This is a genomic window from Bradyrhizobium sp. LB8.2 (assembly GCF_040548035.1).
Classification (GTDB): Bacteria; Pseudomonadota; Alphaproteobacteria; order Rhizobiales; family Xanthobacteraceae; genus Bradyrhizobium.
Window position 1 is genome coordinate 195,584 of the sequence record NZ_JBEPQV010000010.1, and the last position, 13,256, is coordinate 208,839.

8 protein-coding genes are annotated in these 13,256 nt (G+C 64.1%); 5 read left to right on the forward strand and 3 right to left on the reverse strand.

All coding sequences use genetic code 11. The features are described from left to right. Positions 1-7 precede the first annotated feature (7 nt). A complete protein-coding gene (locus ABIB06_RS15470) occupies positions 8-1,081 on the forward strand; it encodes a hypothetical protein (RefSeq protein WP_354049104.1) in 1,074 nt (357 codons plus the stop codon). Between the two features lie 256 nt (positions 1,082-1,337). Here ABIB06_RS15470 and ABIB06_RS15475 read toward each other — a convergent pair whose 3' ends face one another. Further along, on the reverse strand, positions 1,338-2,129 hold the full coding sequence (locus ABIB06_RS15475) for an ABC transporter substrate-binding protein (protein WP_354049102.1): 792 nt from the start codon (positions 2,127-2,129) through the stop codon (positions 1,338-1,340). 276 nt (positions 2,130-2,405) lie between these two features. On the opposite strand from ABIB06_RS15475, the gene ABIB06_RS15480 reads away from it, so the two are divergent. Together ABIB06_RS15480 and ABIB06_RS15485 are read left to right on the forward strand one after the other, a co-directional pair. Further along, positions 2,406-3,590, forward strand: a complete 1,185-nt coding sequence (locus ABIB06_RS15480; RefSeq protein ID WP_354068920.1) for an efflux RND transporter periplasmic adaptor subunit — start codon at positions 2,406-2,408, stop codon at positions 3,588-3,590. Positions 3,591-3,614: 24 nt separating this feature from the next. Beyond that, a complete protein-coding gene (locus ABIB06_RS15485) occupies positions 3,615-6,773 on the forward strand; it encodes an efflux RND transporter permease subunit (RefSeq protein ID WP_354049099.1) in 3,159 nt (1,052 codons plus the stop codon). On the opposite strand, the gene ABIB06_RS15490 is transcribed toward ABIB06_RS15485, so the two are convergent. Together ABIB06_RS15490 and ABIB06_RS15495 are read right to left on the reverse strand one after the other, a co-directional pair. Continuing rightward, on the reverse strand, positions 6,770-9,034 hold the full coding sequence (locus ABIB06_RS15490) for a cation:proton antiporter domain-containing protein (RefSeq protein ID WP_354049384.1): 2,265 nt from the start codon (positions 9,032-9,034) through the stop codon (positions 6,770-6,772). The two genes, ABIB06_RS15485 and ABIB06_RS15490, sit on opposite strands and share 4 nt — an antisense overlap. Before the next feature lie 357 nt (positions 9,035-9,391). After that, a complete protein-coding gene (locus ABIB06_RS15495) occupies positions 9,392-10,564 on the reverse strand; it encodes an MFS transporter (RefSeq protein WP_247347861.1) in 1,173 nt (390 codons plus the stop codon). A gap of 59 nt (positions 10,565-10,623) precedes the next feature. Here ABIB06_RS15495 and ABIB06_RS15500 point away from each other — a divergent pair, with 59 nt between their 5' ends. Together ABIB06_RS15500 and ABIB06_RS15505 are read left to right on the forward strand one after the other, a co-directional pair. Further along, on the forward strand, positions 10,624-11,424 hold the full coding sequence (locus ABIB06_RS15500; protein ID WP_354049097.1) for an AraC family transcriptional regulator: 801 nt from the start codon (positions 10,624-10,626) through the stop codon (positions 11,422-11,424). Between the two features lie 95 nt (positions 11,425-11,519). Continuing rightward, positions 11,520-12,872, forward strand: a complete 1,353-nt coding sequence (locus ABIB06_RS15505; RefSeq protein WP_354049096.1) for a malonyl-CoA decarboxylase — start codon at positions 11,520-11,522, stop codon at positions 12,870-12,872. The last annotated feature ends 384 nt before the right edge of the window (positions 12,873-13,256 follow it).

Sequence of the window (13,256 nt, forward strand, 5' to 3'; positions counted from 1 at the left end):
ACCGGCCATGCCTGCACGACGTCAACTCCTCGCAATCATCGCGGCGCTTGGGCTGGCCCTTACGACGTTCGTCCCGAGCCAGGCGCAAACGCTCACGGCAAGACAATCGGAGGCGGCTGCGACCTACGAGCGTGCGCTCGGCGATTTCAAGGCGATTCTGGCCGAGCGCCGCCGCCAGATCGACGCAAAGGAGCCGCTGCCGAACCTGCCCGGCCAAGCCATCTATCTTGCGCGGGTCGCCGTCATCAGTGCTTACAAGGATCTCACCGACGCCTTGCCGTCGCGGATCGGTCGGCCCAACAAGTTCGAAATACCGCCGGCCTATTTCGACGCCGATATCGAACCGCTGATCGACGAATACTCAAAACTGTTCGACATCATGGAAGCGCCGCCGGCCGGCGCGCAGAACTCGGCCACGCCGTTCAAGGACGTGGTCGATCTCGCTGCCGCGATCGCGCGGGCCAAGGGGCTGGCGCCGATTCACGCCGAAGTAGCGGGCCGGATCAGCCTCGGGCTGTTCTTTGCCGAGACCAACGGCAAGCAGAACGTCCGCAACGGGCGCTCCAACACCTATATGGGCAGCTTCCAGACCGGCCCGTCCGAGGACCGCAACGGCCGCAGGAAATGGCAAGCCATCAAGGCAGAGATCGCCGCAAGCGATCCCGAGCTGAGCGCGCGCGACGACAAGGAAGAGGCGCGCGCCCGCGACACCGATCATCGCTTCAATCACTGGACCAACGTGCGCGACGGCCTGATGAACGCACATGCGGATGTTTTCCGGGATATCCCGGGAATCGTGAAGACGCTGCCCGACCCGATTGACCAGATGAAGCTGTTCGAGCTGATCCAGATCGTTCCCACGCCGACCCGGTCGGCGCTCAAGTCCGGCGATCTCCTGAACTACAGGGTGTCCAGTCCGACGATCATGAAGCACCTGCGCAACAACAGCATTTTTGCTTTTGGACAGGCCGACCGGGCGCGAACCTCGGCAAGCTTCCGGGAAATCCTTGGCGCAATGTGGCTGTTCAAGCGGAAATTCGAGAAGGCGATGGCGAAATACGCGGAGATCAAGCCGCGTTAATTCTCCGGCTTGCAGGGCGATTACATATAAGGCGATTACATATAAAACGAGCGTGGCGGATAGCTCGCCTGCGGTCCATCCTTCGATACGCCCGCCTACGGCGGGCCCTCAGGATGAGGTCGCGTTTTACCGCGCGATACTAGACCCTCATGATGACGAGCCCGCCGAAGCGGGCGTCTCGAGCCATGCAGGCCGAGCACGTTCGGCGGTCCTCCTAGCTGTTCATGTCCGATCGCGCTGGCCTGCTCCGCACGCCCTACTCGGTGCGGATCGGCGAGTCCTTCAGGCCGTTATTGTCATAGGCCTTGCGAAGCGTGCCGTTCGTCGTCGCTTCCGTCATGAACTTGGTGACGAAAGCCAGTGCCTGGCTGTGGCCGAGCGGCACGGCGACGGCGGTGACCGTCTTCTTGAAGGTCTCGTCCAGCACCTTCGTGCCCGGGATCTTCTGCGCCATCTTGTTGAGCTGGTCGCGCGACAACGCGAAGGCGTCGATCTCGCCGCTGCTGAGGAGGCCGAAGACCTCGTCATAGGTCTGGTAGCCCGTGACTTTCGCGTTCTTCAGATGCGCGACCGCGCCGCGCATGGTGGTCGTGGCGTTGACGGCCGCAACCTTGATGCCCACCTGGTCGAGCGTGGCGAAATTGGTGACGCTTGACCCTGCCTTGACGATGTAGGTGGCGTCGGCGACCTCGTAGATCGGGCCGAACATCATTTTGGTCTCGCGCTCGGGATCTTTTGGCAGCCAGGTGACGTCCCAACTGCCTTTCGACGCCGCATCGGTGATCTGGCCGGAATTCTGGTGCACGACATATTCGACGGGCACGCCGAGCTGGGCGGCCATCTCCTTGCCGAGATCGACCGGCACGCCTGCATAGCCGGCTTCGGTCTTGGTGGACCAGAACGCGCCGCCCGCCGGGCTGATCGCGATTGCGACGCGGAGCTTGCCGCTCGGTGCGATGTCGTCCTTCAAACCATCGGCTAGCGCGGGCATGGCAACCGCCGCTGCGAGAACGAGGCCGGCGAGGGCCGACTGAAGATACGTGGGCATGTCATGATCTCCTGACCTTTTCTTCTTCTCTTGTTCTTTCCGACCGCCTCGCGCGCCACCGTTCGGCCATTGACATAATTCTGGTCGATCGTGCGGGCGATGAAAAGCGGTTTGTCATGGCAAAACTGCCAAAGGCCATAGCGCGGTTTGCAGTACCAAGGCCCATGACTGCCACCTGATGACTGCCATCCGATGACTGCCATGGCTATGGTGTTCCACGGCCGGGCATTTGTTGGTAGCCTCTCGCCCCGACAGACAGTAACCGGGGGCCACCGAATGACCTGCGCGAATCCCTCACGGCGCAACGGAGCGTGGAGACATGCCGGGCGGGCCCTGGCCGCGGCGATGGCCATGGCCGCGCTCACCGGCTGCGAGGACAAGAATACGTTCGTCGCGCCGCCGCCGCCCAAGGTGGACGTCGCCGCGCCCGTGCAGCGCGCGGTCACGCGCTATGTCGAGGCCACCGGCAACACCGCGCCGATCAAGAATGTCGATCTCGTCGCGCGGGTGCAGGGATTCCTGCAATCGATCGACTACCAGGACGGCACCTTCGTCAAACAGGGCACCCAGTTGTTCACGATCGAGCCCGAGACCTACAAGCTCAAGCTCGATCAGGCGCAGGCGGCCGAGGCCGGCGCGCAGGCGTCGCTCCGGCAGGCGGAAGCCGACTACAAGCGGCAGAGCGACCTCGTGCAGCGGCAAGCGGTCTCGCAAGCGACGTTGGACAACTCGACCTCGAACCGCGACAACGCGCAGGCCAACCTCCAGCAGGCCCAGGCCAACACCCGCCTCGCCGAAGTCAACTACGGCTACACCAAGGTGAGCGCACCATTCGACGGCGTCGTCAGCGCCCATATGGTCTCGATCGGCGAGCTCGTCGGGGTCTCCTCCCCGACCCAACTCGCCTCCATCGTGGCGATGGACCCGATCTATGTGAACTTCACCGTCAACGAGCAGGACGTGCTGCGCATTCGTGCCGAGGCCGCCCGACGCGGGCTGACCGCCGCCGACATGAAGCAATTTCCAATTCACGTCGGCTTGCAAACCGAGGCCGGCTATCCGCACGAGGGCAAGCTCGACTACGTCGCGCCGACCATCAACCAGTCGACCGGCACGCTCGCGGTGCGCGGTCTCGTGCCCAACGACAAGCGGGTGCTGCTGCCCGGCTATTTCGTGCGCGTTCGCGTGCCCTTCACCCAGGAGAAGGACGCCCTGCTCGTTCCCGATACCGCGCTCGGCAGCGACCAGGGCGGCCGCTATCTCCTCGTCGTCAGCGGCGACAACATCGTCGAGCAACGCAAGGTGCAGATCGGTCCCGTCGACAACGGCCTGCGCGTGATCGAAAGCGGCTTGAAGCCTGATGACCGCGTGGTGATCGCGGGGCTATTGCGCGTGATCCCGGGCCAGAAGATCGACCCGCAAATGACGAAGATCGAGCAGCCGCAGGCGTCCGCCAAGTAAGATCCAAGTGAGGGGCCGCCAGTCATGATCTCAAAATTCTTCATCGAGCGGCCGGTCCTCTCGAACGTCATCGCGCTGCTGATGATCCTGATCGGCGGCGTCGCGCTGTTCAATCTCGCGATCGCGCAATATCCCGATGTGGTGCCCCCGACGGTGCAGGTCACCACGCGCTATCCAGGCGCCAGCGCCAAGACCGTGATCGACACCGTGGCGCTGCCGATCGAGCAGCAGGTCAACGGCGTCGAGGACATGCTCTACATGCAGTCCTACAGCGGCTCCGATGGCACCTATACGCTGACGGTGACGTTCAAGATCGGCACCGACCTCAACTTCGCGCAGGTGCTGGTGCAGAACCGGGTCTCCAGCGCGCTGTCGCAACTGCCCCAGTCGGTGCAGAACCAGGGCGTCACCGTGCAGAAGCGATCGACGTCGATCCTGCTGTTCGTGACGCTGACCTCGCCGGACAAGACCTTCGACAGCCTCTATCTGAGCAACTACGCCACCATCAATCTCCGCGACGAGCTCTCGCGCCTGCCCGGTGTCGGCAACGTCACCGTGTTCGGCGCCGGCCAGTATTCGATGCGGGTGTGGCTCGATCCGAACAAGCTGCAAGTCCGTGGCCTGGTGCCGCAGGACGTCATCCAGGCGATCCAGCAGCAGAGCCAGCAGGTCTCGGCCGGCCAGGTCGGCGCGCCGCCGACGCCACCGGGACAGGCGTTCCAGTACACGCTCAACGTCAACGGCAGGCTCGACGACACCACCGAGTTCGAGAACATCATCGTCAAATCAGGCACCAGCGGCGACGTCACCCGGGTGCGCGACGTCGGCTCGGTCGAATTGGGCGCGCAGACCTACAGCCAGATCTTCTCGCTGAACAAGCAGCCGGCCACCGGCATCGGCGTGTTCCAGTCGCCCGGCGCCAACGCGCTCCAGGTCGAGCAGGCGGTCGAAAAGAAGATGGCGGAGCTCGCCAAGGCTTTCCCGCAGGGCATGAAGTACGACACGCCGTTCGACACCACCAAATTCGTGCAGGCCTCGGTGCACGAGGTCTACATGACGCTGATCGAGGCCGGCCTCCTGGTGCTGGTCGTGATCCTGGTGTTCCTGCAGGACTGGCGCGCGATGCTGGTGCCGGCGACCACGGTGCCTGTCACCATCATCGGCGCGTTCGCCGCGATGGCGGCGCTCGGCTTCACCATCAACATGTCGACCTTGTTCGCGATCGTGCTTGCGATCGGTATCGTCGTCGACGACGCCATCGTCGTGGTGGAAGGCGCGGCGCACAACATCGAGCAGGGCATGAACGGCCACGACGCCGCGATCAAGGCGATGGACCAGCTGTTCGCGCCGATCGTCGGCATCACCCTGGTGCTGATCTCGGTGTTCTTGCCGGCCTCGTTCCTCGCGGGCCTCACGGGCCGCATCTATTCGCAATTCGCACTGGTGATCGCGGCAACGGCGCTTTTGTCCGCCATCAACGCGGCGACGCTGAAGCCGACGCAGTGTGCGCTCTGGCTGCGGCCGACGGTGCCGCCGGAGAAGCGCAACTTCTTCTATCGCGGATTCAACAATGTCTATGACCGCGTCGAGCGGGGCTACACAAGGCTGATCAGCTTCCTGTGCGGGCACGCCACGGTCTCGGTCGCATTCGCGCTGGTGCTGATCGGAATCGGCGGCTACGGCCTGTCCCGGGTGCCGACCGGCTTCCTGCCGATCGAGGACCAGGGCTATCTGATCGCCGCCGTGCAACTGCCCGACGGCGCCGCGCTGGAGCGGACCCAGAAGGTGCTCGACAGAGCGGCCGAGCTGATCAAGGACACGCCCGGAGTCCAGCAGGTCATCACCATCGCCGGCATCTCCGCGCTCGACAACAGCGCCAGCCTTGCCAATGCCGGCGTCGCCTACATCATCCTGAAGGACTGGGGCGCGCGCAAAGGTCCGGGCGAGGATCTGCGCTCGCTGGTCTACGGACTGAACGACAAGCTCGCAGTCATCATGGAGGCGCGCACGCTGGTGCTGCCGCCGCCGCCGATCCAGGGCATCGGCAACGCCGCCGGCTTCTCGATGCAAGTCGAGTTGCGCGACGGCAACAGCGATTTCGGCAAGCTCCAGGCCATCACGAGCGCGATGGTCAGTAACGGCCAGAGCCAGAGCGCGCTGCAGCGCGTCCAGTCGTCGTTCCGCTCCTCGGTGCCGCAATTCAACGTCGAGATCGACCGCATCAAGACCCAGACGCTGCACGTCACGACGGATCAGGTGTTCGCGGCGCTGTCGACCTATCTCGGCTCGTCCTATGTCAACCAGTTCAACAAGTTCGGCCGCGTGTTCCAGGTCTATACGCAGGCCGATCCCGCGTTCCGCCTCACCGAGCGCGACATCGCCAACCTGCAGGTGCGCAACTCGAACGGCGACATGATCCCGATCGGCACCGTCGCCACGATCACGCCGGCCACCGGCCCCTCGCTGATCAGCCTCTACAATCTCTATCCCTCCTCGACCGTCATCGGCCTGCCGGCGCAGGGCTACTCCTCGGGCCAGTCGCTGAAGCTGATGGAGGAGATCGCGGACAAGACGCTGCCGCCGGGCACCGGTTACGAATGGACCGCGATGTCCTATCAGGAGAAGGCTGTCTCCAACCAGATCTACTGGGTGTTCGGGCTCGCCATGCTGCTGGTCTATCTCGTCCTCGCCGGCCAATACGAGAGCTGGTACGCGCCGATCTCGGTGATCCTCGCGGTGCCTCTGTCGCTGATCGGGCCCATGCTGATCCTCAATGGCCTGAAGATCGACAACAACCTCTACTGCCAGATCGGCCTGATCCTCCTGATCGCGCTGTCGGCCAAGAACGCCATCCTGATCGTCGAGGTCGGGCTGGAGCTGCACGGCCGCGACGGCAAGCCGGTGCTGGAATCCGCCATCGAAGCTGCGCGCGCCCGCTTTCGTCCGATCCTGATGACGTCGTTCGCCTTCATCCTCGGCGTCGTGCCGCTGGTGATCGCGACCGGCGCCGGCGCCAGCGCGCGCAAGTCGATCGGCATCACGGTGTTCTCGGGCATGCTGGCCTCGACATGCCTTGCGGTGCTGTTCGTGCCGGCCTTCTTCGTGGTGGTGCAACGCTTCGAGAACTGGCGCGCGTCAAAAAAGGCGACGAAGGCTGCGGCGGCGGCCGAGGTGAAGTCCTAGGCTTTCTCGGTGGAGGTCTGCCGCGCCTCGCCGCTCGACACCAGCAGCACCGAGACCTTCGCCTGCCTGAGCACGGCGTCGGCGACGCCACCGAAGGAGAGATGGTCGCCTTGGATGCGGTCGACGCCCATCACCACGAGATCGACATCGGTGGTCTCGATCTCGCGCAGGATCGCCGCCTCCGGCGCCCGGTTCACGCGCAAGGTCGTGGTGATGTCGACCTCATAACGGGCAGCGAGATCGCTGGCGTCCTTCAGGATGCCGGCCTCCTGGCTCAGACCACGAGAGGCGCCGCGCTGCGCGCCCTTGTCGCGCGTCGTCGCGACATAGATCACGCGGAGCGAGCCTGATCCCGCCGCCTGCGTCAACGCCACCGCGACCTCGGCACCGCGCTTGGAGACGCCGCTGCCGGAGACCGGAACGAGGATATTGAGTGCGTCGGGCATCGGCTGCTTCAGGTGCTTTCCCTTCGCCGCCAGGATTGCGAGCGGTCCTTCGAACTTCGCTGCGATGTCCTCAACTTCGCCATCGAAGCGATCCTTGGCGGCAGTGACCTTGTCGACGCCGATGACCAGAAGATCGAAGCCCTTCTTTGCCTCATCTCCGATTGCCTCGCCGAGCCCCGACTTGCGGACACGCGTCGTGACGTCGACGTTGCCGGCATCGCCATGCGCCGACACGGTCTCGGCGGCCTTCTTCACCACCACTTCCGGGCTTTCTTCCTCGCCGCTCCCCTTCTCCCGCTCCTTGGCGCGCTTGCCGATGTGCAGCACGGTGATCGGCAGGCCACGCATCCCGGCAATCAGGCCGGCAATGTGGGCGGCGAAGGTGGCATTGACGCTTTCGTCCACTGCCAGCAACGGCCGTTCGAGATTGGCGACGAAGCCGCGCTTCTCGAACTCTTCCCGCTCCAGGCGCTCTTGCTCCTCCTTGTTCATCGGCAGCTTTGCCAGCGCCGCGCGCAGCATCGGCGGCATCGCCATCGTGGTCACGATCGCCATCGTGACGATCATCGTGAACAGGTTCTGGCTGAGCACGCCGATCGAAAGACCGATGGTGGCGATGATCACCTCGGTCGAGCCGCGCGCGTTCATCCCGCTCGCGAGCGCCAGCGACTCCCTTGTGTTCAGCCCGCCCAACGTGCCGCCGACGAAGGCGCCGCCGAACTTGCCGACGCTGGCGATCACGACCAGCAGCCCGGTCAGCATCAGGAGATTGGGATCGCGCAGCACCGTGAGGTCGGCGCTCAAGCCGGCCAGGCCGAAGAATACCGGCATGAAGAAGCTCGAGATCAATCCGCGCAGGCGCTCGTCGATTTGCCTCGTCAGGATCGGGGACTCTCCGACCAGAATGCCGGCGACGAAGGCGCCGAGCACCGTGTGGACGCCGATCAGGTGCGTGATCAGCGCCATCACGCTCATCAGCAGCAGGATCACCGTGACGACGGGCGCGGTGCTGACGAGATTGTCGTTGGCCCAGCGGATGAGCTGAGACACAAGCTTGCGGCCGATGGTGAAGCTGATGGCGAGGAAGGCCAGCGTGCCCAGCACGGCTTTCGCCACCGAGGCGATATCCAGCGTGCCGTGCGAGGCGAGGCTGAAGATCACTGCGATGATGATCCAGCCGATGGTGTCGTCGATGACGGCGGTCGCGACGATGATCTGGCCGACATTGCGGCGCATGAAATTCATTTCGCGCACGACCACGGCGACGATCTTCACCGAGGAGATCGACAGCGCCGTGCCCATGAACAGCGACGCAACCAGGCGGGCTTGTGGGTTCGGCAGCAATGCATCGGGCAGGAACTCGCCGAGCGCAAAGCCGCAGGCGAAGGGCACGAGGATGCCGGCGACCGAGATCGCGATCGCGGCCTTGCCGACCTTCCTGACCAGCTTGAGGTCGGTCTCCATGCCGGTCAGCAGTAGCAGCAGGAGGATCCCGAACTGGGCGATGCCGTCTATCATCGCTTTCTGCTCGGGCGTTTTGGGGAAGATCGCGTGCTGCGCGTCAGGCCAGATCCAGCCGAACAGCGACGGGCCGAGCAGGATGCCGGCGAGCAATTCGCCGATCACCGAGGGCTGCCCCATGCGCTGCATGGTCTCGCCGAGACCGCGGCCGACCGCGATCAAGAGCACGATCTGGGCAACCAGCAGGAATTCGGACGGACCGGCCGATTTGCCGCCCTCGGCAGCGGCCGCAATGGTGGTGAGGACAAGAGCCGCGGGGACAAGGCCGACCGGTCGGAGCAGGCTCCAATGCATGCTGGTGTCTTCCCCCTTCATTTGCTCCGGCAAGGTGCCGGACGGGGATAGAACCCGCGGGAGGCGGAGCGGGTTCCCGTCGCTTGCGGCGAGTTGGGGGGCAACAACAAAAAACGCGAAAACAACCCCATGCACAGTAGAGATGGGGTTGAAAAGGTTGAAGAAATTTCGTCTTTGCCGAAACCACTTGCTCCGTCGGGCAAAACACCGGCACAATGGCATCATCGGGCGGCATGCGTGACGTGCCGCGACCTTCCGGTCGTTGCGAGCGAAGCGAACCAATCCAGAGTCCCTTCGCAGAAAGATTCCGGATTGCTTCGCTTCGCCTGCAATGACGAAGAGACAGCGTGAACTCCCTCACACCGCCTGCGGTGTCCTGATTTCGCGCGGCAGGATGATCGCCGCTGCGATCGCGAGCAGGCAGAGCGCGGCGAAGGCGTGCAGCATGGTGACGAAGCCGCCCTGCTCGTAGAGCCAGGCGACCAGACCCACTGACGCGCCGGCGGCGGTGAAGCCTATGAAATAGCGCACGGCATAGGCGCGCGAGCGCCATTCCTCGCTGGTGTACTTGCCGACCATGGCGTCGTTGACCGTGACCTGCCCGAACGCGCCCATGACGATGCCGATCGAGACCAGGATCAGCGGCAAATTGGACAGGCTCGCGGCCAGATACAGGAACGGCGCCAGCATGAAGGACAGCGGCAGCGCCACCGTCTTCAGCGAATAGCGGTCGAGCAACCGGCCGATCGTGTACTGCGTCATCGCGCCGAACACGTAGACGCAGGCGGCGATGACGCCAAGCAACGCCGGGCTTTTGGTGAGATCGGCAAGCCGCTCCGCAAACAGTTTTGGCAGCGCGACGGTGACGGCATTGAACGTGGTGGAAATTGCGATCACCACGATCAGCAGCGACAGGATCACGCGCCACATGTCCTGCTTGGCGACGCGCGCCTGCGCCGCGGCCTGCTTCGAGCCCTTGCGGTCCTCGTGCACGACCATCATCGCAAACGCGATGCCGATCATGATCGTCACGACGCCCGGGACGATGAAGGCCAAACGCCAGCCGAGATATTGGCCGATCACGCCGGTGACCAGCGCCGACGAGGCAACGCCGAGATTGCCCCAGACGCCGTTCAATCCCATTTCGCGGCCGAGCTTGTCCGCGTAAGACACGATCATCGCGGTACCGACAGGATGATAGATCGAGGCGAAAATGCCGATGGTGAACAGCGCCGCGCCGAGCTGCGCCGGGGTCTGCACGAAGCCGACCGAGATCATGGAAAGACCGATGCCGACGAAGAAGATCAGCATCATGTGGCGGCGGCTCCAGCGGTCGCCGAGCCAGCCGGTGAGCAGCGAGCCCGCACCGAAGGCGACGAAGCCTGGCGTCGCGTAGGGCAGGAGTTCCGAATACGCCATGCCGAGCGCCGGTCCCATGATGATCACGGCGGCGGCGAAGATCAGCATCGCATAATGGTCGATGAAATGACCGGCGTTGACGAAACTGATCACCCGGCTGGGGCTGTTCATGGGAATCCTCTCCTGCTCCGAAATGAGTTATATGTCAGGCGCATTACGGGATGCTGCCAATGACTGTCGTCGAAACGCCAATCCTCCGGGAGGTCCGGGGCAACCACCGCTCGACCGCCGGGGTGCACCTGGTTGCGCGCGACTATCCCAAGGGCATGCGGATCGATCTGCATATGCACCGCGAGGCGCAGCTGATCTATGCGGCCAAGGGCACCATGCAGGTGACGACGCCCGAGGGGCGCTGGCTGGTGCCGCCGGACCGCGCGGTCTGGGTCCCCGCGAGGCTCGAGCACGCCATCGACCTGCTCGCCGACATCGAGATGCGCACGCTGTATTTCGACCTGTCCTGGCTGAAGCGCGAGCAGCGCCATGAGGGACTGACCAAGGAATTCGTGGTGCGGGTGTCGCCGCTGCTGAATCAGGCGATCCTCGCGCTGTTCGACGTCCGCAATACCGAGGAGCGGACCGATCTGCTGGTTCGCCTGGTGATGCTGGAATTGGTCCAGGCCGAGGATTCCGCGACCTTCGTGCCGCTTCCGCACGAGCCGCGCTGCCGGCGCGCGGCCATGATCGTGCTCGATGATCCGACCGGCCTGCACGACATCGACACGCTGGCGCGCGAGGTCGGAACCTCCGCCCGCACGCTGTCGCGGTTGTTTTCGACAGAGACGCAATTGAGCTTCAAGAGCTGGTGCCAGCGCGCAAGAATTGCGGCAGCGATCCAGCTTCTGTCGACGGATGCCGGCGTGTCGGTGAAGCAGCTCGCGACACAGCTCGGCTATGCCAGCGTGCCGGCGTTTTCGGCGGCGTTCCGCCAGGTGACGGGGCGGACGCCGACGAAATTTGCGGGAAAGGCATGACAAGCATGCCTTATTCCTGCGCTTGATTGTGATCGGCTTCCACCTAAATCCCGTGTAAGCTTCCCGCACCGCACAAACCTGACACGAAAGCTCAGATGGCAAACGCCTTCTTCTCCGACCTGCTCACCACCATCTCCGAGCGTGGCCGCACGCTGCTTCGTCGCGGGGATTCTGCTGACACCACGCAGGATGCCGACGGGCTGATCGAGCTCTGCGGTGCGCTGCTGTCGGGCCGGGGCGAAGCTTCGGGCACTGCCATGGCGCGTGAGGTGCTCGACACCTACCAGGAGTTGGATGAGACGGGACGCCGCGCCTTCTTCGAAGCACTGGTGCGTGATTTCGGCCCGGATCGGGAACGCCTGTCCAAGGCGATCGAGACATGGCGTGCCAAGCCGGCCGACGAGGATGCCAGCGCCCTTCACTTCGCCTCCGAGCCGCGCCGGCAGGAGCTGATCCGCCGCCTCAACCGCGCGCCCGGCGGCACCGGCGATCTCGTCAACATGCGCGCCGATCTGCTCGGTATGATGAACGGACACACCGATCTCGCCGCGCTCGATCGCGACGTCTCGCATCTTCTCTCTTCGTGGTTCAACAGGGGGTTTCTCGTGCTGCGCAGGATCGACTGGTCGACCCCGGCCAACATCCTCGAAAAGATCATTCGTTACGAAGCCGTACACGAGATCAGCGACTGGGACGATCTGCGCCGCCGCATCGATCCGGTCGACCGCCGCTGCTACGCCTTCTTCCATCCCGCAATGGTCGACGAGCCGCTGATCTTCGTCGAGGTCGCGCTGACCGAGACCATCCCCGGCGCGATCGCGCCGCTGCTCGCGGTCGATCGCACATCCGTCCCGATCGAGCGGGCGCGCACCGCCGTGTTCTACTCGATTTCCAATACCCAGCGCGGTCTCGGCGGCATCTCCTTCGGCAGCTTCCTGATCAAGCAGGTGGTGGAGGAGCTGCGCCGGGAAACGCCGAAGCTCGACAATTTCGTGACGCTGTCGCCGGTGCCGGGCTTCATGCCGTGGGTGAAGCAGGACAAGGATTTGCCGCTGTCGGACGAGGACCGCGAAGTGCTGAAGCGTCTCGACGATTCCAAATGGTTCGAGAACCCCGAGACGACAACGCTGCTGCGTGGCGTGATCGAACCGCTCGCGGCGTATTACTTCCTCAAGGCGCGCACGCCGAAGGGCAAGCTGATCGACTCCGTCGCGCGCTTCCATCTCGGCAACGGCGCCCGCCTCGAGCGCATCAACTGGCTCGGCGATCTCTCGCCGAAGGGCGTGCGGGAGTCGGCCGGCGTGATGGTCAACTACCTCTACCGCCTCGACGACATCGAGAAGAACCACGAAGCCTACGCCAATGACGGCGTGGTCGTGGCCTCGAGCGCGGTGAAGAAGCTGCTGAGGGGCGAAGGACGAAGGCTGCTGGATATGCGGCTGTCGTAGGCAGCGACGGCTCGCGCCATATCGTCATGGCCAGCGCAGCGCCATCATCGCGAAGAGCTCTTGCGACGAAGCAACCCAGGCTGCCACCCGCGGAAAGATTCTGGATTGCTTCGCTACGCTCGCAATGACGGAGAATGTGGCGACACCTTGCCCAACTCGAGCCCTTCGCCCGCTGCGAGCCTAGGCGCCCCCGAACGAGCCAGCTCCCTCCACCGTCATTGCGAGGAGCGAAGCGACGAAGATTCCATGGGGAGTGGATAGCGACCAAGTCTGAGGCCAGACTGAGGTGGCAATACCACCCAACCTGGAGACGACGATGTTGCTCGATCATCCTTCCGACGGACCGACCGCTATCCGCACGCAGTTTGGCGCAATTTTTGTGTC

Excerpts from the sequence above, each read along its gene's own strand:
- ABIB06_RS15470 (WP_354049104.1), top strand. The coding sequence starts at position 8 with ATGCCTGCACGACGTCAACTCCTCGCAATCATCGCGGCGCTTGGGCTG.
- ABIB06_RS15475 (WP_354049102.1), bottom strand. The coding sequence starts at position 2,129 with ATGCCCACGTATCTTCAGTCGGCCCTCGCCGGCCTCGTTCTCGCAGCG.
- ABIB06_RS15480 (WP_354068920.1), top strand. The coding sequence starts at position 2,406 with ATGACCTGCGCGAATCCCTCACGGCGCAACGGAGCGTGGAGACATGCC.
- ABIB06_RS15485 (WP_354049099.1), top strand. The coding sequence starts at position 3,615 with ATGATCTCAAAATTCTTCATCGAGCGGCCGGTCCTCTCGAACGTCATC.
- ABIB06_RS15490 (WP_354049384.1), bottom strand. The coding sequence starts at position 9,034 with ATGCATTGGAGCCTGCTCCGACCGGTCGGCCTTGTCCCCGCGGCTCTT.
- ABIB06_RS15495 (WP_247347861.1), bottom strand. The coding sequence starts at position 10,564 with ATGAACAGCCCCAGCCGGGTGATCAGTTTCGTCAACGCCGGTCATTTC.
- ABIB06_RS15500 (WP_354049097.1), top strand. The coding sequence starts at position 10,624 with ATGACTGTCGTCGAAACGCCAATCCTCCGGGAGGTCCGGGGCAACCAC.
- ABIB06_RS15505 (WP_354049096.1), top strand. The coding sequence starts at position 11,520 with ATGGCAAACGCCTTCTTCTCCGACCTGCTCACCACCATCTCCGAGCGT.